Raw genomic sequence first — 20,298 nt, forward strand, 5'->3', positions numbered from 1 at the left:
GGTACCTGCCTTCTTGGCCGTCGTGGTCACGGGGATGCGTCGGACGGACGCCGGGTCGACGGGGTGGCCGTCAGCCGTTCGCCTGCTCGTTGCGGGCCAGCCAGCGCCGGTAGAAGGAGGTGAAGACGATGAGGATGGACAGCAGGATCACGCCGTACGCGGCCGACTGGGCGTAGTCGCGGGGCTGCTGGCCGAAGCCGAGCCGGTAGGCCCAGGTGACCAGGAGCTGGGCGTCGGGCGCGCCGTTGCCGAACAGCAGGAAGATGACCGCGAACTGGTTGAAGGTCCAGATCACGCCGAGCAGCACGACGGTGCTGGAGACGGTGCGCAGCCCCGGCAGGGTGACGTGGCGGAACTGCTGCCAGGCGGTGGCGCCGTCCATCTCGGCCGCCTCGTACAGCTCGGCGGGGATCGACTGCAGCCCGCCGAGCAGCGAGATCATCATGAACGGCACGCCGACCCAGGTGTTGACCAGGATCGCGGCGGCCTTCTGGCCGAGCGGGTCGTCGAGCCAGCCGGGCTCGGGCAGGTGCAGTGCGCCGAGCACGGTGTTGACGGCGCCGCCGTCGGAGAGCATCAGCCGCCAGGAGAAGACGGTCACGAAGGTGGGCACGGCCCAGGGCAGGATCAGCAGCAGCCGGTAGGCGCCGCGGCCGCGCAGCTTCTGGTTGAGCAGCAGGGCGAGGCCGAGGCCCAGCGAGTAGTGCAGGCAGACGCAGAGCACGGTCCAGGCGATGGTCCAGACGAAGTGCGACCAGAAGCGGTCGTACGAGCCGGGGCCCCAGAGGATGTCGGCGTAGTTGTGCAGGCCGATGAAGTTGTAGCTGGCGGGGACCTTGTTGACGCCGATCTGGCGGGCCGAGTTGAGGCTGGTGGCGTCGGTGAGGGTGAGCCAGATGCCCTCGATCAGCGGGTAGAGCACGAGCACGCCGAGCACCAGGACGACCGGTGCGATCATCACGTAGGCGTACCAGTGCTTGCTGTACGAGCGCTTGAAGCGCTCCACGAGGCCGGGACGCGGTTCGCGGTCACGGCTGCCCTTGCTGGGTGCACCCTGCACGGCGACTGCCATTTGTTGACACCTTTTCGAGAGATCCGCAGCCCGACTCGGCGACTGCTGTTCGAACGAGGGTGGCCGCGGGGCCCTGCTCCCCACGGCCGGGGTCCACTACTTGCTGAAGTCCGGGAGGAGCTTCGCGTAGTCGGTGGCGATGGTGCTCAGGCCGTCCTGGGTGCTGGTGCCCTGGACGACCTTGCCGAGGTTGGTGCCCAGCGAGGCGAACAGCGAGCTGTACTCGGCCAGCTCGGGACGGGGCTTGGCGCTGGCCAGCACGGCCTGGAAGCCGGCGATGCCGGGGTTGGCCTTGACCTCGGGGGTGAAGGCGTCGGCGCGGGTCGGCAGCGTGGAGTTCTTCTGCGCGATGAAGGCCTGGCTCTCGGCCGAGGTCATGAACGCGGCGAACTTCTCGGCGGCGGCCTTGTGGGCGGCGTCGGCACCGGCGTAGACCGAGACGTTGTGGCCACCGGTCGGGGCGCCGGCCTTGCCGGAGGAGCCGGCCGGGACGGGGGCGATGCCGAGGTTGGCCTTGTCGGCGAACGCGGTGCCCTTGTAGATGTTGGTGATCTCCCACGGGCCCTGGATGATCGCCGCGACCTTGCCGCTGTTGAAGGCGTCCATCATGTGGGCGTAGGAGTCGCTGGTGACGTCGGCCTTGGCGGTGCCGGGCGCGGTGAAGAGGGTCTTGTAGGTCTCGACGGCCTTGGCGGCCTCCGGCGAGGTGATGGTGATCTTCTTGCCGGCGGCGTCGACGGTGTCGGTGCCCTCGCCGAACAGCAGCGGCATCGCGTAGTAGCCGTCACCGGCGCGCATCCAGAAGCCGTCCACGCCGGCCTTGTCCTTCAGGGCGGCGGCGTCGGTCTTCAGCTCGTCCCAGGTCTTCGGGGCGGCGGTGATGCCGGCCTTGGTGAAGAGGTCCTTGTTGTAGAGCAGGCCGAGGGTGTCGGTCACCAGCGGCACGCCGTAGAGCTTGCCCTGGTACTTGGCCTGCTGGATCAGGCTCGGCTGGAAGGCGTTGGCGTCGGCGGCGGCGGGGGTGCCGTCCAGCGCCTCCAGGTAACCGGCCTTGGCGAAGGCGGCGGTCCAGCCGACCTCGGAGCGGAAGACGTCCGGCGCGCCCTTGGCACCCATGGCGGTCTGCAGCTTGTTCTGCGCCTGGTCGAACGGGACGCTGACGAAGTCGACCTTGATGTTCGGGTTGGCGGCCTCGAACTTCTTGGCGAGCTCCTGGTAGTTCGGCGCCTCGTTGGTGGCGTTCGACGTGTCCCAGTAGGTGATGGTGACCGGTCCGTCGGCCTTGGTGTCGGAGCTGGAGCCGCCGCTGCTGCAAGCAGCCATCGAGACCGCGAGGGCCGCAACAAGGGCAGAGGCCGCGATGCCACGCCGCATGAGAACTCCTAGAAAGGTGGGGGTGCCCGAGATGGTGGAGGACCGCGCATAATGGCTGTCCCGTGCCGACTGCGCCGTTGCGGCCGTCGGGCTTGGGGAGGAACGTAACAGCGATGCAATCGCTGCGGAAAGGTCTTGCAGCAAGTTTCTGCAAGATCCTGGGATCGTTACGTCCGTGTGTCCTCGACGTAGCCGTGCGGTAGTCCAACGGCGACGATTTTGCCGAGCAATGTCCGGATTTGCCGGGCGGCTTGGCATGCCCACAGTGGAGCGCCACCCCCCCTGCAAGGTTTCAGCCCGTCCTTGCAGGCGGCTTGTTGGCATGTCACTGACATTGAATAAAAAGGATGGCTATCCTTTATATTGAGCGGGCAGTACCCGCCGGACCGCCGGCGGGCCTCCCGGGCCTGCCTTCGGCCGGCCCGCCGTCCCGCTCTCTTCGTCCTGGAGGAACACGTGCTCTCCCCCGAGTCCACCGAGATCGTCCGCGCGACCCTGCCCGCCGTCGGCGGGGCCATCGGCGAGATCACGCCGCTGTTCTACGAGACGATGTTCGCCGACCACCCCGAGCTGGAACGCGACCTCTTCAACCGGGGCAACCAGGCCAGCGGCGCCCAGCGCTCCGCCCTGGCCGGGGCGATCGCGGCCTACGCGACCATGCTGGTGGAGCACCCCGGGGAGCGGCCCGGCGCGATGCTCGCCCGGATCTCCCACAAGCACGCCTCGCTGGGCATCACCGCCGACCAGTACAAGATCGTCCACGGCTACCTGTTCCGCGCCATCGTCCAGGTGCTGGGCGACGCCGTCACCCCCGAGGTCGCGGCCGGCTGGGACGAGGTCTACTGGCTGATGGCCGGCGAACTCATCGCCCTGGAGGCCAAGCACTACCAGGAGGCCGGCGTCGAGCCGGGCCAGGTCTGGCAGCGGATGACCGTGGTCGAGCGGCACCGGCAGAGCCGCGACGCCGTCTCGTTCACCCTGCGGCCGGCCGACGGCGGACCGGCCCCCGCCTTCCGTCCCGGCCAGTACGTGAGCGTCGCCGTCCGGCTCGCCGACGGCGCCCGGCAGATCCGCCAGTACAGCCTCTCCGCCGCGCCCGGCGCGGCGGCCTGGCGCATCACGGTCAAGCGGGTGCACGGCGGGAGCGGCCCGGACGGCGAGGTCTCGGGACGGCTGCACGACCACGTCCGGCCCGGCGACGAGCTGACCGTCTCGCTGCCCTTCGGCGACCTCACCCTGCCCGAGCCGGACGCTGAGGCCGGCCCCGACGGCGAACCGCCGCTGCTGCTCGCCTCGGCCGGCATCGGCTGCACCCCGATCACCGGGATCCTCGACCACCTCGTCCGCACCGGCTCCACCCGCCGGGTGACCGTCGTCCACGGCGACCGCTCCCCCGCCGACCACGCGCACGCGGACGAACTCGCCGAGCTGGTCGCCGCCCTGCCCGGCGGGGTGCTGCACCGCTGGTACGAGGAGGACGCCGCCGGCCACGGCGAGGCCGGCCTGGTCGACCTCTCGGCCGTCGAGCTGCCCGCCGGGGTGCAGGCCTACCTCTGCGGCCCGCTCCCCTTCATGCGCGCCGCCCGGGCCGACCTGCTCCGGCGCGCGGTTCCCGCCCAGGCCGTGCACTACGAGGTCTTCGGCCCGGACCTCTGGCTCGCCGGGAGCTGACGGACCGCGCCGGGCACCGGCCCTGCCCGCCCGTCACCTTGCCGGGGCGTCAGGGGGCCGGCGTCCCAGGGGCCGCGGGGCGGGGCGCCGGTCCGCCCGCCCCGCCCCGCGGCCCGCGCCCGGGGCGGGGCGCTCCCGCTCAGGCCGCCGGCGGCGGGCCGGGCTTCGCCCGCGCGACGTCGATCGAGCAGACCCCCGGGGCGGAGAACGGCCGCAGGACGAGCCCGCCCGGGCGGCCGGCCCGCTCGGCGATCGCGTCCAGCATGCCCTGGTGCACGGCGCAGACCACCTCGGGATGGCTCTCGGCGTTCTGCTGGAACGGGCAGTTGTGCAGCAGCACCCGCGCGCCGCCGGCCGTCAGCTCCGGGCCGAAGCCCCAGCCCTCGGCCTCCGCCAGCACCCGCTCGGCCAGCACCTGGTCCGACACCGCCGGACCGGCCGGGTCCGGCTCGTCCCCGGCCCGGTCCGGCTCGGCGGCGCCCCAGTCGCGGCCGGCCCGCTCCGCCCGGGCCGAGCGCTCGGCGGGGTCCGTGCCGTAGCCGAGCGAGAGCACCTCCACCAGGGTCCGGTAGGCCGCCAGCTGCTCACGGGCGGGAGCGGCGGCGTAGCGCAGCCGGGGCCGGCCCCGGCCGGCCGCCGGCCCGGCGCGGCGCACCTCCACCAGCCCGGCCTCGACCAGGGCGGTGAGATGGTGCCGGACGGTGGTCACGTGCAGGTCGAGGGCGCGGGCCAACTGCTCGATGTCGAGCGGGCCGGACGCCTCGGTCAGGGTCGCCAGCAGGGCCCGCCGGGCCGGCGCGGACAGCGCCTTGTGCACGCCGGGGTCGCTGCTGTCCATGCGGCCATATTACGGTGGCCCGCCCGCCACCAGGCCGGGGAGACTGGCCGGATGCGCATCAGAACCGTGACGAGGGACGAGCTGCCGCTGCTCCGCGCGATCGAGTGGGCGGCCGGCGAGTGCTTCCGCGAGATCGGCATGCCGGAGATCGCCGACGACGAGCCGCTGCCGGTGGCGGAGCTGGCCCGCTACCTGGACGGGGGCACCGCCCTGGCGGTGGTGGACGCCGCGGACCGGCCGGTGGCCTACCTGATCGCCGAGCCGGTGGACGGCGCCCTCCACATCGAGCAGGTGTCGGTCCACCCGGACCACGCCCGGCGCGGCCTCGGCCGGGCGCTGATCGACCATCTCGCGCAGCTCGGCGGCGGCGCCGCGCTGACCCTCACCACCTTCGCCGAGGTGCCGTGGAACGCCCCCTACTACGCGCGCTGCGGGTTCCGTCCACTGGCCGCCGACGAGGTGACCGCCGGGCTGCGGGAGATCCGCCGGCAGGAGGCCGCGCACGGCCTGGACCGCTGGACGAGGCTCTGCATGCGGCGCGAGCCCGGGCCGGCGGCCGCCCCCGGGCCGGACGACCCGGCCTGAGCCGGCGCCCGGTCCCGGCGCCCGGCACCGCTGCCCCGCCGGTCACCGAGGGGCCGGCCGGTCAGTCGGTGACGCCCAGCCGCAGCACGGTGGTGGAGCGGAACTCCTGGCCGGGCCGCAGCTCGGTGCTCGGGTAGTCGGGCTGGTGCGGCGAGTCCGGGTGGTGCTGGGTCTCCAGGGCGATGCCCGAGTACGGGCCGTAGGGCACCCCGGCGGCGCCGCTCACCGCGCCCGTGAAGCCGTTGGCGGTGTAGACCTGCAGGCCCGGCTCGGTGGTGAGGACCTCCAGGGTGCGGCCGGAGACCGGGTCCTCCAGCAGGGCCGCGCGGGCCGGGGTCCCGTCGGCGGGGCGCTCGCGCAGCACCCAGTTGTGGTCGTAGCCGCCGGGGCCGGTCAGCTGGGGGTGGTGGTCGTGGATGGCCTTGCCGACCGGCCGGGCGACGGTGAAGTCGAAGGGCGTCCCGGCCACCGGCTCGTACGGGCCGTAGGGGATCTGCCGCTCGTCGACCGGGGTGTACGCGTCGGCGTCGACGGTCAGCAGGTGGCCGAGGACGTCGCCGCTGCCCTCGCCGGACAGGTTCACGTACGCGTGGTTGGTGAGGTTGACGACCGTGGGGTGGGTGCAGGTGGCGTGGTAGGCGATGGTCAACTCGCCCGCCGCCGAGAGGGTGTAGCTCACCTGGACGTCCAGCCCGCCGGGGAAGCCCTGGTCGCCGTCCGGGCTGTGCAGGTGCAGCCGGACCCCGCCCGGGATCTCCTCCGCCTGCCACATCCGGTTGGCGAAGCCGTCCGGGCCGCCGTGCAGGGTGACGCCGTTGCCGGTGGGCATCAGCGGGTGGTCCACGCCGTCGATGGTGACCCGGCTGCCGGAGATCCGGTTGGCGTAGCGGCCGACGGTGGCGCCGTAGTGCCGGGCCGGGCCGAGCACGTGGGCCAGTTCGTCGCTGCTGAGCAGCAGTTGGGCGGTGGCGCCGGTGCGGTCGGGGGCCCGCAGGGTGTGCAGGGTGGCGCCGAGCGTCAGCACGCTCGCCTCGTACGGGCCGGCCCGCAGGGTCCAGCGTTCGAAGGCGGCGCCGGCGCCGGCGGGCTCGAAGGGCCCGTGCTCGACCGTCGTCCCCGGCACGTCCGCCCCCGCTCCGCCGCCGCCCTCGCCGGTGTCCTGCCCGCCCGCCCGGTGCATCGCCATGACCTGCTCCTCAGTGGCCGCCGAGGCCCGGCCGGAGGCCGCCTCGCGTCGATATCTGTTCGAGTATGAGCGATCATGTCGCTCCCGGCGCACAGCCTATCGGGGGGTACAGCCTATCGGGGCCGGGGGCGCGAGGAGCCGCGACCGGCCCCGCGCGCCCCGGCGGCCGGAGCCCCGGTCCGGCCTGCCGCCGGCCCGGCCGTCCCCCGGCTCAGTCCTCCGCCGGATCGGGCCGCTCGGTGCTCAGCCCGAGCGCGGCCGCCAGCCCCTCCGTGCCGGTGCCCGCCTTCCGGTGCACGGCCGCCAGCCTGCGGTGCACCAGGCTCAGCGGCACGCCCAGCTCCTGCGCGATCCGCGGCGCCGGCACGCCCTTGACGGCCAGCGCGGCCACCTCCCACTCGGGTTGGCTGAGCGCGTCCTTGCTGACCGAGCGCAGCCGGTTCGGCCGCAGGCCGGACTTGGCCAGCTCCCGGCGGGCGCGGTCCACCAGACCGTCGGCGGCGCAGTGCTGGGCCAGCTCGATGCCCTGGTAGAGGTACTCGGCGGCGTCCTCCAGGCGGCCGACCCGGCGCAGCGCGCACCCCAGGTCGACCAGCGCGACCGCGTGCTCGTAGCCGGCCGGCGACTGCCCGAGGTGGGTGACCGCGAGCTCCAGCAGCTCGACCGCCTTCGGCCCGTCGGCGATCTCGGCGTGCAGCCGCAGCGCGGTGCCGATCGCGGAGGCGGCGCCGAAGGTCATCGCCCGCTCGACCGACTCCTCGGCCAACTCCCAGGCCCGGTCCGGGTCCTCGCGGGCCAGCGCGACCGCGAGGTGACCGGCCCAGGGCGCCCACACCGTGTTGTGCCAGCCGCGTTCGGCGAGCTCGCCGCCGACCCGGGTGAGGGTGGCCGCGGCGGCCACGTGCTTGCCCTTGGCGAGCAGCAGCTTGCCGTACAGCGAGGGCGCGTCGGGCAGCACCATCGCGGTCGGGTGGTAGGGCGGCCCGAAGTTGTACTTCTGCGACAGCTCCCAGGCCTCGTCGACCCGGCCGCGGGCGAGCAGGGTGTCGATCAGCACGCCGACGGTGTCCCACTGCAGCGGCAGGCCGGGCCCGATCCGCTCGGACAGCCGCAGGCCCCGGCGCAGGAAGTCCTCGGCCTCGGCGAGCAGGCCGCGGCGGAACCTGGTCAGTCCCATCAGGAAGTAGGCGAAGCCGCGGTGGGCGCCGCTCCAGCCGGCCAGTTCGAACTCCATGATGGCGTCGGAGAACAGCCGTTCGGCGAGCGCCAGCCGGTCGGTGTACGTGCAGGTGAGCCCGATGATGGCGGGCAGCTCGAAGCCCCAGGTGGTGTTGGTCCACTGCAGGCCGTCGGGCAGCCGGCCGTCCTCCAGCGCCTCCTCCACCAGCGAGAGCGCCACGGCGGCCGGCTCGCCGCGCAGGGTGAGGTCCCAGGCCCGCATCGCCAGGACGGCCCGCTCGGCGGTGCCGCGCCCCTGCAGCCCGCGCCAGAGCTCCTCCAGCCGACGCGACCGGGCCGGACCGTCCTCCTCGGCCTTCTGCCAGGCCTGCCACATCAGGGAGGCGGCCTCCAGCCGGAGCCGGCCCGCCGGGTCCTTGGTGCGGGCGATCTCGTCCCTGCAGACCTGGGCGGCGGCGATCAGCTGGCCGCTGTGGGCCAGCGCCTCGGACAGCCGGAAGGTCGCGTCCACCCGCAGTTCGGGGCGCAGCCCTTCGTCCGGGTCGAGCGCGAGGCGCAGCTGGTTGACGGTGGCGACCGGGTCGGTGAGCAGTGCCGAGCAGCCGAGTTCGTACAGCACCTCGGCCCGGTAGTCCTCGTCCGGCGGCTCGCTGAGGGCGCGCTTCAGACAGGCCTGGGCCGCCTCGGGGGCGCCGATGGCGAGGTGTTCGGCGGCGGCGCGGCGCAGTTTGCGCACCGTCCGGTCGTCGCCCTCGGGGTGGGTGGCGATCAGGTGGCGGGAGGCCGCGATCAGGCCGAGGCCGGCGTTCTCGATCTCGGTGAAGGCGACGCGGTGCATGCCGGTGCGGGCGGCGTCCGGCATGGTCTTGTAGATCGAGGTGCCGATCAGCGGGTGGACGAACTCCAGGTTCCCGCCGGGCACCTGGGTGAGCACCCGGTGCTTGCGCAGCTGCTTGACCGACTCGCGGGCGGCCTCCTGGCTCAGCGCGGAGATCCGGGTGGCGAGGCCGGGGTTGATGTCGGTGCCGAGCAGGGCGGCGGCCCAGGCGAACCGCAGGGTGGTGGTGCCGAGCTTCTCCAGCCAGGTCTTGAGGGTCATCCCGCGTGCCTCGGCGGCGAGTTCGCCGAGCATCGGGGTGTTCTCCTCGACCGGTTCGAGGTCCTGGTCGATGACCTTGCCGATCAGGGCGGTGGCGTCGTAGGGGTTGCCGCGGGTGACCGACCAGACCTCGTAGCAGAACGGCTCCTCGGCCCCGGGGCCGAGCGCGTCGCGGACGATCTCCGACATCGAGTCGGGGGTGAGCGGGCGCAGTTCGTGCCGCCGGGTGGCCTGGCCGGCGATGGCCTGCTGGAACGGGAGGGCCTCCGGGGTGAACTCGTCGCCGTCGCGGTAGGCGGTGACCAGCAGCACGGGGAGTTCGCGGGAGCGGACGGCGAACGCCGAGAGCCAGCTGAGCGACTCCAGGTCGGCCCAGTGCAGGTCGTCGACGATCATCACCAACGGGGCCCGGCGCGGGGCGAGTTGGGTCAGCACGTAGTCGAGGCCGTCGCGAATGCCCTGCGGGTCGATGGCGACCGCCTCGCTGCCCGGGCGGAACAGGCCGATCGCGGGGCCGACGGTGTCGTACCAGTTGCCGAAGACCTCGTGGCGCTCCGACTCGGTGAGGCCGCCGAGCACCGGCTGGAGCAGCTGGCGCAGGACGTGGTACGGCTCGGTGTACTGCTGCTCGCCGCCTCGCGCGAACAGGACGGTGCAGCGCTCCCGGGTGTGGGCGCGCCGGCGGACCTCGTGCAGCAGGCTGGTCTTCCCGAGGCCCGCCTGGCCGGAGAAGATCAGCAGTTCGCCGATCTCGGTGCCGCCGGCCGCGAACTCGCGGCAGAGCTTCTCCACGGCGAGTTCGGCCGAGTGGACCTCGGAGTCGCGGTCGCGCAGCTTGGTCCGGCTCCCGGCGGCGGCCGGCCCGGCCGGACGGTCCTCGGACCGACCGCCCGCCCCGGGTTCACCGCCGGCCCCGGGCTTTCGGTGGCCTTCGGGTTCGCGGCGGGTCTCGGGGTCCGGCCCCGCGTCAGGGCCGGGGCCGGCGCCAGGCAGACGGTCCGTCAGCCCGCCCTCGGCCTCGCGTCCGTCCGCGCGCCCGTCCCCGCCCCGCAGTTCGCTTCCCTCGGCCACCGCTGCACCCTCCGCCTCGCCGATCCATGGTCCTGCCGATCCATGGCCCTGTCGCCGACACTAGCGCCGCCGGGGGCGCTTGGGGCGGCATTCGCGCAGGCCGAGGGGGAGATCGAGGGTTCGGAACCGGCGCCCAGGGCAATTGCCCTGATATCCCTAACGTCCGATCATTCCATCAGATACCCTCAGCCCCGCGGGGCGCAGTTGATCTTGCGGCAAGTGACCCACGACCCCCCACGACACTGGGAGCCCGATGTCCGACGGCAGCTCACTTCGCAATCCCTTCCCGCATCGGCGCAATCCCCACACCGCCGAGGCGGCCGGACTTCATCGGGCCTGGCTGGAGCGGCATCCGCTGCTCCACGCCGACGGCGCCGTCGGCCACGCCGGCTACGCGCACTGGGAGGTCGTCGACCTCGCCGCCCTCGGCTACCCCGACGCCGGCCCCGAGGAACTCGCCCTCGCCGCAGACCTGATGGGCTTCTACTTCCTCTTCGACGACCAGTTCGACGGGCCGCTCGGCCGCCGCCCCGCCGAGGTCGCCGTCATCTGCGACCGGCTCGCGGCGGTACTCCACGGCGCGAAGCCCGATCCGCACTCCCCCGCCGAGACCGCGTTCGCCGACCTCTGGGAGCGCAGCGTCGTCGGCATGCCCGCCCGCTGGAGGGCGCGCGCCGCCTACAACTGGGAGTGGTACTTCGCCAGCCATCCCGCCGAGGCGGCCGGCCGGATCTCCGAGAGACCCCCGGACCGTGACGGCTACCTCGCGCTGCGCCGCGGGACCGCCGCCATGGAGACCATCTTCGACATGATCGAACGGCTCGGCCGCTTCCAGGTCCCGCTGGCCGCCCACCACCACCCCGTCCTGCGCCAACTCCGCCAGCTGGCGGCCGACATACCGTCGCTCAGCAACGACGTCCGCTCCTACCCCAAGGAGGCCCCCACCGGTGACGTCAACAACCTGGTGATGATCGTCCAGCGGGAGCACGGCTGCTCCGCGGAGGCGGCCTGCGCCCTGGTGACCGCCGAGGCCCAGCTGATGATCGGCCGCTGCACCGAGCTGGTCACCCAACTCCCTGAGACCTACCTGGCGTTGGGCCTGAGCCCGGCCGAGCGGGCGCTCGCGCACCGGTACGCGGAAGGCCTGACCGACTGGCTCGCCGGTTACCTGCACTGGGAGGCCAGGACCGGCCGCTACCGGATGGCCTGACCCCGGCCCCGCGGACGGGCGGACCGCCACCTTCCGTGGGCGTCCCCGTACGCACCGTGGCGGGCGGCGCCGCACCGGGCTAGTGTGCACGGCGGCGGGCACCCGGCTCCACCCCGGTGGACGGATGCCCGGATCGAGCATCTGCCAGTTCCTTCCGCCGGGCCGCCCCGCGGCCCGACACGCCGCCCCGGGCGGGCCGGGGCGGCGCCCGTCGCAGCGAGGAGTCACCAGAAGCATGACGGTCTACCAGCCCCCCGGACAGCCCGGAAGCATCGTCACCTACCGCCCCCGGTACGAGCACTGGATCGGCGGCGAGTGGCGGCCCCCGGTCCGCGGCCAGTACTTCCAGAACCCGACCCCGGTGACCGGCGAGACATTCTGCGAGGTCGCCCGGGGCACCGCCGAGGACATCGAGGCGGCCCTGGACGCGGCCCACGCCGCCGCCCCCGCCTGGGGCCGCACCTCCCCCGCCGACCGGGCCCAGGTGCTGCTGCGGATCGCCGACCGGATGGCCGGGCACCTGGAGGAGCTGGCCGTCGCGGAGAGCTGGGAGAACGGCAAGCCGGTGCGCGAGACGCTGGCCGCGGACCTGCCGCTCGCCGTCGACCACCTGCGCTACTTCGCCGGCGCCCTGCGGGCCCAGGAGGGCGGCCTCTCGCAGATCGACGACGACACGGTGGCGTACCACTTCCACGAGCCGCTGGGCGTGGTCGGCCAGATCATCCCGTGGAACTTCCCGCTGCTGATGGCCGTCTGGAAGCTCGCCCCGGCGCTCGCGGCCGGCAACGCGGTGGTGCTCAAGCCCGCCGAGCAGACCCCGGCGTCCATCCTGCTGCTGGTCGACCTGATCGCCGACCTGCTGCCGGCCGGCGTGCTGAACGTGGTCAGCGGCTTCGGGGTGGAGGCCGGCAAGCCGCTGGCGTCCAGCAGCCGGGTCCGCAAGATCGCCTTCACCGGTGAGACCACCACCGGCCGGCTGATCCTGCAGTACGCCAGCAGCAACCTGATCCCGGTCAGCCTGGAGCTGGGCGGCAAGAGCCCCAACCTGTTCTTCGCCGACGTCGCGGCCGAGCAGGACGCCTTCTACGACAAGGCGCTGGAGGGCTTCGCGATGTTCGCCCTCAACCAGGGCGAGGTCTGCACCTGCCCGAGCCGGGCGCTGATCCAGTCCTCGATCTACGACCGCTTCCTGGGCGACGGCCTGGAGCGGGTGCGGGCGATGCGCCAGGGCAACCCGCTGGACACCGACACCCAGGTCGGCGCGCAGGCCAGCAACGACCAGCTGGAGAAGATCCTCGCGTACATCGAGATCGGCCAGGCCGAGGGCGCCAAGGTGCTGGCCGGCGGCGAGCGGGCCGACCTCGGCGGCGCGCTCGCCGGCGGGTACTACGTCGCGCCGACGGTCTTCGAGGGCGACAACAGCATGCGGATCTTCCAGGAGGAGATCTTCGGCCCGGTGGTCGCGGTCACCCGCTTCGACGACTTCGCCGACGGCATCGACCTGGCCAACGACACCCTGTACGGGCTGGGCGCGGGCGTCTGGAGCCGGGACGGCAGCGTCGCCTACCGGGCCGGGCGGGCCATCCAGGCGGGCCGGGTGTGGACCAACTGCTACCACGCCTACCCCGCGCACGCGGCCTTCGGCGGCTACAAGAACTCGGGCATCGGCCGGGAGACCCACCGGGTGGCGCTGGAGCACTACCAGCAGACCAAGAACCTGCTGGTGAGCTACTCGCCGCAGGCCCTCGGGTTCTTCTAGGGTGGCCGTCTCCCGGGTGGCCGTCAGCAGCGCGGCCGCCGACCTGCTGAAGCGGCTGGCGGCCGAGCACGGCCCGCTGATGTTCCACCAGTCCGGCGGCTGCTGCGACGGGTCGGCACCGATGTGCTACCCGGCCGGGGAGTTCCTCACCTCGGAGGCCGACCACCTGCTCGGCGAGCTGCTGGTGGACGGCCTCGACCCGATCCCGGTCTGGATCGGCCGCGACCAGTACGCCTACTGGTCGCACACCCACCTGACCATCGACGTGGTGCCCGGCCGCGGCAGCGGATTCTCCCTCGAAACGCCGACCGGGCTGCGCTTCCTGACCCGCTCCCGGCTGCTGGAGGCCTGACCCGGGGCCGGCCGGGCGGCGCGGGCCGGAGCCGCTGCGCCGGACCGGCCGGCCCCCGCGACCGCCACGGGCGGCGGGCCGGCCGGCTACGGGAAGGGGCGCACCTGCGTCATGGCGGTGTCCCCGGCCCGCCGCCGGGCGTCCATGTCGTCGACCAGCTTCAGGATCGCCGCGTCCATCTGCTCCTTGGTCATGGTGTCGCCGTACTTCTCGTACAGGTCCATCCCGGCCTTCATCGACATGTCGTCGCCGGGGTCGTTGGTCCCGGTGCTGGCGATACCGCCGTTGGCGCCCTCCATCAGCTCCGGGCGGCTGATGCCGGCGGCCCGGCCGACGTAGCCGTAGTGGATGTTGGAGTAGATGTCGTCCGACACCGACAGCTCACGGCCGGGCACCTTGAAGTAGAAGTCGTTCTTCGACTGCAGGTCGAACTTCTTCTCCAGCTGCGGCTTGTGGTCCCACGGGCCGCCGGTCTTCACCAGCTGGTACCAGAGCGCCAGGCCGGTGCCCCGGGAGCCCAGCCCGGCCCCCGGCGAGATCATGCCCAGGGGCCCTTCGCTGGTCCTCATCAGGGTCCGGATCTTCGCCACCTCGGGGGAGGCGCTGTTGGTCCTCATCTCCCCGAAGATGAACTCGGACGACTCCCGGTACTTGTACTCCCCCAGCCCGCCCTTGGCGGCGTTCACGTCCGCGTACCCGCCGGGGTTGAACTCCATGTCGTCGGCGCCGGTGTCCTGCCACAGCGCCCAGGCCGCGGCCCGGTCCGCCTCGTGGGCCCGGGCCCGGGCGTTGATGATCTCCTTGGAGAGTTGGTCGTTGACCTCCTTCTCCGCTGCCACGGCGTGCCAGTAGTCGACATGGATGCCCCAGGTCTCCGAGTCGGTGGTCACCGGGCGCAGCGGCTTCACCTCACCGCCCGGCCCGATGGTCCGGCCCAGCTTCGGGGCCTGCGCGTCGGTGAGCCGGCGGAGCTCCAGGCGGGCGATCTCGATCTCGCGGTGGGCGTCCACCAGCACGCCGTGGATCGCCTCGGCCTCCTTGGTGGCGTCCCGGAGCTCCTTGGAGACCTTGTCCATGAAGGGCTTGGCCGCGTCGGCGTCCGCGCCCTGCCAGTCGGAGTCGCGGACCGGGACGATCACGCGGTCCCGGTAGGCGTCCTGCTGCTCCCCGAGCGGCTTGATCGCCGCCTGCCACCGGGCGGCGGCCTCGGCCAGTTCTTCCAGCGGTGCGGCCAGCACCTGTTCGTAGCTGATCATGCGTTCCCCCGAGGCTGTCGTGTGTCGTCGGCCCGCGGACGGCGGGCGGGTGCTGCGGCCGGTTCCGGTCGGCGACGGCTCAGTGGTAGTGCGCGCCGATCTCGGTCATCCGGCTCGCGATGGCGGTCTCGGTGGCGCTGTGCCCGTCGGCGTTGATGGTGAGGTTGCGGCTGGTGAGGTCAACGGCCTCGGTCACCGAGGCCAGCTGCTTGCGCCAGCGCGCGGCCGCGTCGCCGAGGGCCGCGCCGAGTTCGAACTGCTGGGCCCGCAGTTTGTCGGCCGCGCGGTAGCTGGGTTCCTCGGGGACGCGGGCGGCGTCCAGCGCGACCGCGATGTCGTGGGCGGCGCCGGCCGCCAGCCGGAGCGCCGTCGGGTTCACCTTGATGCCGCCGCTCGCGCCGTCGGCCGGCTGCGCGCTGTTCAGCCGTGTTCCGGGCAGGCCTGATTCGGTACCGCTGACTGCCATGTTCTCCCCCGTGCTGCTGGTCGTCCGGGAGAGTCTCCCCCCGGAGCCGTGCCGATGATCTTAACGGACACGGCCCGCGCCCCTGGTCCGGGGCGGCGCGCGGCCGGCCCGGACGGGCCGGGGGAACGCGTCGTCAGGCGCCCAGCAGCAGCGCCTTCGCGGTGCTGAACTCCTCGGGGGTGAGCAGGCCCTGCCGGACCATCCGGCCGAGCTCGGTCAGCTTGTCGGCCAGGTCGGGCCCGGGCAGCGGGGCGGGGCCGGAGGCACCCTCGGCCGCCCCGGGGCCGGGCGCGGCGGCGGGGGTGCCGGGGCTGCCCGGGGCGGGCGCCGGGTACGGCGGCCAGCCCGGCCGGCCGTCCGCCGGCGGGCGGGCGGCGCGGCCGGCCGCGTACACCGCCCCGCCCACCACCAGTCCGCGGACCAGCGGGGCCCCTACCGGGCGGCGGACCCGCAGCGGGCGGATCGGGCGCATGGGTCTGAACACGTCGTCCTCACTTCCCGGCCGCACGGCGCGCCTCGGCGGCGCGGACGGCCTCTTCGATGTTCTCCGGCGGGATCCGCACCCCGGAGGCGATCCGCCCGCCGACCGCCCGCAGGGCGTCGGCGGCGGCCTGCGCCCAGACGTGCTCGATCAGGACGATCAGTGCCACCGATCCCGGCTCCAGCAGTTCGGCCGCCTCCTGGGCGTCCTCCGGCCCGATCAGCGGGAGTTCGGCGCCGCCGCCGGGGACCACCCCGTCGAGGTGCTCGAAGTCGGCGAGTTCGCCGTAGGTGGTCTCGCCGTCGGGGCGGCGGGTGACCACCAGCGAGTCGATCACCCTGATGTCGCCGCCGGTGCTCAGCTTGGCCAGGGCCGCCGCGGCCTCGATGGTGATGGTCTCCTGCGGGAACGTCAGGACGAGCAGTTCGGCCGGCCCCATGCCGGGCTCCCTTCGGCGCGCGATTCACCCATAGGCGGATGGAAACACACGAACGGACCGATTCGCCGACGCGCCGCGCGCGGATCGCGGCTGCGGCGGCGGCTGCCCTCACCGTGGAGAAGGGGCCGCGCCCGGCGCTTTCCGGGCGGGGCCGCCCGCTCATCGTGCGCGACGCCGGCCCCGGCCGGGCGCGACACCGACCCCAAGGAGAGAACCGATGGCCATCGCCGTTGACAAACTGTCGGACCCGGCGGTCCGCGCGCTGGTAGCCGCGATCAACGCGGGCGACCGGGAGGCGTTCCGCCAGACCCTCGCGCCGGGCGCGACGATGTCCGACGACGGGAGCGACCGCGACCTCGACGACTGGACCGAGCGGGAGATCTTCTCCTCGCGCGGGCACATGGACGTCCGGTCGGAGTCCTCCGCCGGGCGGGCGCTGATCGCCGACTACCGCAACGACACCTGGGGCGAGATGCGGACCGCCTGGCGGTTCACGGTCGACGGCGGGAAGATCACCCGCTTCGAGACCGGCCAGGCCTGACCCTCCCCCGGTCTCCCGGTCTCCCGGCGGCCCGGGCCGGCTCCGCCCCGGCGGGGCCGGTCCGGGCGTCAGGCCCCGGCGGGCCCGGTCCGGGCGTCAGCCCCGTCCGGTCACCGCCAGGCAGTCCCGGACGGCCTTGATCAGGGTGCGGGAGCGGATGTCGCCCGTCACGCCCGGCTGCATCCCGTTGGTCACGTAGCCGAAGCCGATCCCCAGCTCCGGGTCGGCGAAGCCGAGCGAGCCGCCCCGGCCCGGGTGCCCGAAGCTGGCGGGCGACCCCATCAGCGAGGTCGGCCCGTGCCGGAAGAACCCGAGGCCGAAGGTCGAGTTGACGATCAGGACCTTGTCCGGGCCGCTGACGGCCGGGCCGATCGCCCTGGCCAGCAGCGCGGGCCCGAGCAGCGGCCGCGGGGGCATCTCCCAGCCGGAGGCCGCGGAGGGCTCGCCGGAGGCCCAGCCGTCGCGGTCGGCGGCGCCGATCAGGGCGGCGTAGAAGCGGGCCAGCGAGCGGGCCGTGCCGATACCGCCGGCGCCGGGGATCTCGGCCGCCTGCACGGCCGGGTCGTTGAGGTTCACCACCGAGCGGACCGAGGCGAAGGCCCGGGCGGTCAGCGAGGCGGGGTCGCGGTAGGCGTCGACCACGGCCTGCTTGGGCCGCACCCGCAGCCCGGAGGGCCCGGCCTGGGCGGCCTCCGGGGCGGGCAGGTCGACCAGCCTGCCGACCCGGGGCGCGGCACCGGAGGGCAGGCCGATCCACAGGTCCAGCCCCAGCGGGCGGGCGATCTCCTCGGCGAAGTACTGGCCCACGGTGCGTCCGCTGACCCGCCGGATCACCTCGCCGACCAGCCAGCCGAAGGTGTACGGGTGGTAGCCGTGCGCCGCGCCGGGCTCCCAGGCGGGGGCCTGGGCGGCGACGGCGGCGGCCGCCGGCTCCCAGGTGAGGACGTCCTCGAGGCGCAGCGGCACGTCCAGGGCGGGCAGCCCGGCCTGGTGGGAGAGCAGCCAGTGCACCGGCAGCCGGCCCTTGCCCTCGGCTGCGAACTCGGGCCAGTAGGAGGCGACCGGCGCGTCCAGGTCGAGCAGCCCGCGCTCGGCCAGGTGCAGGGCGGCGGCGGCGGTCAGGCCCTTGGTGACGGAGCGGAGCACCTGCGCGGTGTCGGCCGTCCAGGGCACCGCCGGTGCGGGCCGCCCGCCGACCTCGGGGCGGGAGTCGCCGCCCCAGAGGTCGACCACCTTGCGTCCGCGCACGTACAGCGCGAAGGCCGCGCCGAGTTCGCCGTACTCGCGGAAGTTCCGGGTGAACGCCTCGCGCACCGGCTCGAAGCCCTCGGCCGTCTCGCCCCAGATCTCCACCGCGCCACCTTCTCCGACGTGTCCGACTGGTACGGCCGGCGGTCCGGCCCGCCGCCGTGGGTCCCGGCCCGCGAGCCGTTCCGGACGATCATCCGATGATCCGGTTGCCGCCCTCGTCGAAACCCTATCCGGACCGCGTCCCGGGGACCTGCCCGCACCGGGGCCGGGGCGTCGGTACCGTGATCGCCATGACCGACCACACCACGCCCGCCGCCGGCCGGCCGGACGTCCCCGCCGGTGCGTCCCCGGGGCCCGCCGACCCCGCCGACCCCGCCGAAGAACTGCTGGACGTCGTCGACGCGCAGGACCGGGTGACCGGCACGGCGCCGCGCCGCGAGGTCTACCGGCTGGGGCTGACCCACCGCTGCGTCTTCATCCTGGTCCGGAACCCGCAGGGGCGGATCTTCGTGCACCGGCGGACGGACACCAAGATGTTCGCGCCCGGGGCGTACGACATGTTCGTGGGCGGCGTGGTCGGCGCCGGGGAGACGTACGAGGCCGCGGCCGTGCGCGAGGCCGAGGAGGAGCTCGGGGTGAGCGGCGTCCGGCCCCGCCCGCTCTTCAAGTACCTCTTCGAGCAGGACCGGCTCTCCTGGTGGTGCGACGTGTACGAGGCCCTCTGGGACGGCCCGGTCGCCCCGCAGGTGGAGGAGGTCGCCTGGCACGACTGGCTGACCGGGGCGGAGCTGGCGGCGCGGCTCACCGAGTGGGACTTCGTCCCGGACGGCCGGGAGGCGTACCGGCGCTACCTGGAGTTCTCGGCCTCCTGACCGGACGGACGCCCGGCCCCGGGCCCGATCCCGTCTCCGGCCCCGGCGGGTGGGTCGGGACGGGGACGGGGTCCGTCCGGCCCCGCCCCGGTCAGCGCCCCTGGCCTGGTCGGGGCCCCGCCCCGGTCAGCACCCCGCCCTGGTCAGGGCCCCTGGCCGGCGGGCCCGTCCCCGTCCCAGTCCGGGTGCTCCCGCACCGCCCAGAGCCGGTCGACCGTCCCGGTGCGCATGCCGCGGCGGGCCTCCGGGTCGCGGACGGCCATCCAGACGTGCCCCAGCACCACCACGCCGACCGCCAGCGCCAGCCAGTCGTGGACGAAGGTCGCGCCGGTCCGCCAGACCAGCGGCGCGAGGTGGGTGAACCACATCAGCAGCCCGGTGCCGAGCATCACCAGGGCCGCCCCCGAGATCCAGGCCGCGTACAGCTTCTGCCCGGCGTTGAACTTGCCGGCCGGGCGGCGCGGCGAGCGGCGGCGCACCGCCCGCAGCCACTCGCCGTCCTGCGGGACGAAGCGCCCCAGCCGGCTGAGGTCGGCGCGCAGCGCCCGCGAGCCGAGGCCGAGCAGCAGCGGGACGGGCAGCAGCAGCCCCGCCCACTCGTGCACCACGACCACCAGCCGCCGCCGGCCGACCAGTTGGGCGAGATCCGGCACGTACAGGCAGGCGGCCGTCGCCAGGCAGGTGAGCATCAGCGCCGAGGTGCCCCGGTGCACCCAGCGCTCGGCGCGCGCGAAGCGGGCGAACCGGTCAGCCGGTGGGGGCGTCGTCGCGTCCGTTGGACCGTCCGACCCAGGCGTCGACGTCATAGCCGTAGTGCTCCCAGTAGCCGGGTTGGACGGTGGAGGTGAGGGTGATGCCCGAGAGCCATTTCGCGGACTTGTAGAAGTACATGGGCGCCACGTAGAGGCGCACCGGGCCGCCGTGCGCGTGGGTCACCGGGCCGTCCTCCATCCGCAGCGCGACCAGGACGTCCTCGCGGCGCGCCTGGTCGAGGGTGAGGCTCTCGCTGTAGCTGCCGTCGAAGCAGGTGAAGCGCACCGCCGTGGCCCCGGACCGGACCCCGGCGGCGTCCAGCAGGTGCGACAGCCGCACCCCCTCGAAGGGCGTGCCGGGCACCCGCCAGCCGGTGACGCACTGGACGTCGTGCACGATCCTGGTCTGCGGCATCGCCTCCAGGTCGGCGAGGCGCAGGGTGCTCGGCCGGTCGACCAGGCCGTCGACGGTGAGGGTGTAGTCCTCGGCCGTCCGGGTGGGGACGGAGGCGACCACCGAGTAGTAGCGGAACCCGCCGCCGGGCAGCAGGCCGGTCAGGCCGGTCGGGTCCTTCTCGCTGACCTTGGACACCACCGTGTCGGCCGCCCGCTGGAGGTACGGCCCGGCCGCGACGCCGGCGACGCCCAGGCCGAGCATGCCGAGGACGACCCGGCGCCCGACGGGTGTGCCGCGGCCGGCCGGCGCGGCGGGCCCGGGCGCGGCGCCGGGCGCCGCGGGCGGACCGGGCCGGGGTGGATCCGGCCTGGACGGCGTGCCGTCACCGGCGGGGTTGTCGTTCACCACTCAATTCGACCAGGTCGGCGACGCCGGGGCCAGGCTCCG

General features: G+C 74.0%; 19 protein-coding genes. 7 read left to right on the plus strand and 12 right to left on the minus strand.

All coding sequences use genetic code 11. From position 1 onward, the window contains the following. Positions 1 to 70 precede the first annotated feature (70 nt). Positions 71 to 1,072 carry a carbohydrate ABC transporter permease gene (locus tag IE329_RS24990; protein ID WP_073925432.1) on the minus strand — a complete coding sequence of 334 codons (1,002 nt, stop codon included), beginning with the start codon at positions 1,070 to 1,072 and terminating at the stop codon, positions 71 to 73. Positions 1,073 to 1,168: 96 nt separating this feature from the next. Beyond that, positions 1,169 to 2,446 carry an extracellular solute-binding protein gene (locus IE329_RS24995; RefSeq protein ID WP_190213218.1) on the minus strand — a complete coding sequence of 426 codons (1,278 nt, stop codon included), beginning with the start codon at positions 2,444 to 2,446 and terminating at the stop codon, positions 1,169 to 1,171. Positions 2,447 to 2,902: 456 nt separating this feature from the next. On the opposite strand from IE329_RS24995, the gene IE329_RS25000 reads away from it, so the two are divergent. Beyond that, entirely contained in the window at positions 2,903 to 4,117 is a 1,215-nt protein-coding gene (locus IE329_RS25000) for a globin domain-containing protein (protein ID WP_190213219.1), read from the plus strand. 139 nt (positions 4,118 to 4,256) lie between these two features. Here IE329_RS25000 and IE329_RS25005 read toward each other — a convergent pair whose 3' ends face one another. Then, positions 4,257 to 4,955, minus strand: coding sequence for a helix-turn-helix transcriptional regulator (locus tag IE329_RS25005; RefSeq protein WP_190213220.1), 699 nt, complete (start codon positions 4,953 to 4,955; stop codon positions 4,257 to 4,259). Positions 4,956 to 5,006: 51 nt separating this feature from the next. On the opposite strand from IE329_RS25005, the gene IE329_RS25010 reads away from it, so the two are divergent. Continuing rightward, positions 5,007 to 5,540: a GNAT family N-acetyltransferase gene (locus IE329_RS25010; RefSeq protein ID WP_190213221.1), complete on the plus strand. Its 534-nt coding sequence runs from the start codon at positions 5,007 to 5,009 to the stop codon at positions 5,538 to 5,540. Between the two features lie 61 nt (positions 5,541 to 5,601). On the opposite strand, the gene IE329_RS25015 is transcribed toward IE329_RS25010, so the two are convergent. Further along, a complete protein-coding gene (locus IE329_RS25015; RefSeq protein ID WP_229927732.1) occupies positions 5,602 to 6,726 on the minus strand; it encodes an aldose epimerase family protein in 1,125 nt (374 codons plus the stop codon). A 211-nt stretch (positions 6,727 to 6,937) separates the two neighbouring features. Continuing rightward, positions 6,938 to 10,075, minus strand: a complete 3,138-nt coding sequence (locus IE329_RS25020) for an ATP-binding protein (RefSeq protein WP_229927733.1) — start codon at positions 10,073 to 10,075, stop codon at positions 6,938 to 6,940. A 253-nt stretch (positions 10,076 to 10,328) separates the two neighbouring features. Here IE329_RS25020 and IE329_RS25025 point away from each other — a divergent pair, with 253 nt between their 5' ends. The 3 genes from IE329_RS25025 to IE329_RS25035 all read left to right on the plus strand — a co-directional run bounded on the left by IE329_RS25025 (position 10,329) and on the right by IE329_RS25035 (position 13,396). Then, positions 10,329 to 11,285, plus strand: coding sequence for a terpene synthase family protein (locus IE329_RS25025; RefSeq protein WP_190213222.1), 957 nt, complete (start codon positions 10,329 to 10,331; stop codon positions 11,283 to 11,285). A gap of 235 nt (positions 11,286 to 11,520) precedes the next feature. Then, positions 11,521 to 13,044, plus strand: coding sequence for an acetaldehyde dehydrogenase ExaC (gene exaC / locus IE329_RS25030; protein WP_190213223.1), 1,524 nt, complete (start codon positions 11,521 to 11,523; stop codon positions 13,042 to 13,044). A 16-nt stretch (positions 13,045 to 13,060) separates the two neighbouring features. Further along, positions 13,061 to 13,396, plus strand: coding sequence for a DUF779 domain-containing protein (locus IE329_RS25035; protein ID WP_373311283.1), 336 nt, complete (start codon positions 13,061 to 13,063; stop codon positions 13,394 to 13,396). An 86-nt stretch (positions 13,397 to 13,482) separates the two neighbouring features. Here the strand turns inward: IE329_RS25035 and IE329_RS25040 are convergent, their stop codons facing one another. The 4 genes from IE329_RS25040 to IE329_RS25055 all read right to left on the minus strand — a co-directional run bounded on the left by IE329_RS25040 (position 13,483) and on the right by IE329_RS25055 (position 16,038). Further along, positions 13,483 to 14,652, minus strand: a complete 1,170-nt coding sequence (locus IE329_RS25040) for a polymorphic toxin type 44 domain-containing protein (RefSeq protein WP_190213224.1) — start codon at positions 14,650 to 14,652, stop codon at positions 13,483 to 13,485. A 79-nt stretch (positions 14,653 to 14,731) separates the two neighbouring features. Beyond that, positions 14,732 to 15,118 (minus strand): hypothetical protein, encoded by a 387-nt coding sequence (locus tag IE329_RS25045; RefSeq protein WP_190213225.1) that lies wholly within the window; start codon positions 15,116 to 15,118, stop codon positions 14,732 to 14,734. 133 nt (positions 15,119 to 15,251) lie between these two features. Beyond that, entirely contained in the window at positions 15,252 to 15,602 is a 351-nt protein-coding gene (locus IE329_RS25050; RefSeq protein WP_190213226.1) for an SHOCT domain-containing protein, read from the minus strand. A gap of 7 nt (positions 15,603 to 15,609) precedes the next feature. Beyond that, entirely contained in the window at positions 15,610 to 16,038 is a 429-nt protein-coding gene (locus IE329_RS25055; protein ID WP_073925421.1) for a DUF6325 family protein, read from the minus strand. A gap of 217 nt (positions 16,039 to 16,255) precedes the next feature. On the opposite strand from IE329_RS25055, the gene IE329_RS25060 reads away from it, so the two are divergent. Continuing rightward, the gene (locus IE329_RS25060) at positions 16,256 to 16,579 is read left to right on the plus strand and encodes a nuclear transport factor 2 family protein (protein WP_190213227.1); all 324 of its coding nucleotides are present in this window, start codon (positions 16,256 to 16,258) and stop codon (positions 16,577 to 16,579) included. 96 nt (positions 16,580 to 16,675) lie between these two features. On the opposite strand, the gene IE329_RS25065 is transcribed toward IE329_RS25060, so the two are convergent. Then, on the minus strand, positions 16,676 to 17,932 hold the full coding sequence (locus IE329_RS25065; protein ID WP_190213228.1) for a serine hydrolase domain-containing protein: 1,257 nt from the start codon (positions 17,930 to 17,932) through the stop codon (positions 16,676 to 16,678). Positions 17,933 to 18,120: 188 nt separating this feature from the next. Here IE329_RS25065 and IE329_RS25070 point away from each other — a divergent pair, with 188 nt between their 5' ends. Continuing rightward, the gene (locus IE329_RS25070) at positions 18,121 to 18,702 is read left to right on the plus strand and encodes an NUDIX hydrolase (protein ID WP_190213229.1); all 582 of its coding nucleotides are present in this window, start codon (positions 18,121 to 18,123) and stop codon (positions 18,700 to 18,702) included. A gap of 143 nt (positions 18,703 to 18,845) precedes the next feature. Here IE329_RS25070 and IE329_RS25075 read toward each other — a convergent pair whose 3' ends face one another. Further along, positions 18,846 to 19,508, minus strand: a complete 663-nt coding sequence (locus IE329_RS25075; RefSeq protein ID WP_190213230.1) for a cytochrome b/b6 domain-containing protein — start codon at positions 19,506 to 19,508, stop codon at positions 18,846 to 18,848. Further along, positions 19,450 to 20,256, minus strand: a complete 807-nt coding sequence (locus IE329_RS25080; RefSeq protein WP_229927735.1) for a molybdopterin-dependent oxidoreductase — start codon at positions 20,254 to 20,256, stop codon at positions 19,450 to 19,452. The genes IE329_RS25075 and IE329_RS25080 overlap by 59 nt, the downstream gene beginning before the upstream one ends. Positions 20,257 to 20,298 lie beyond the last annotated feature (42 nt).

It is taken from the genome of Kitasatospora indigofera (genome assembly GCF_014655955.1).
GTDB classification, from domain to species: Bacteria; Actinomycetota; Actinomycetes; order Streptomycetales; family Streptomycetaceae; genus Kitasatospora; species Kitasatospora indigofera.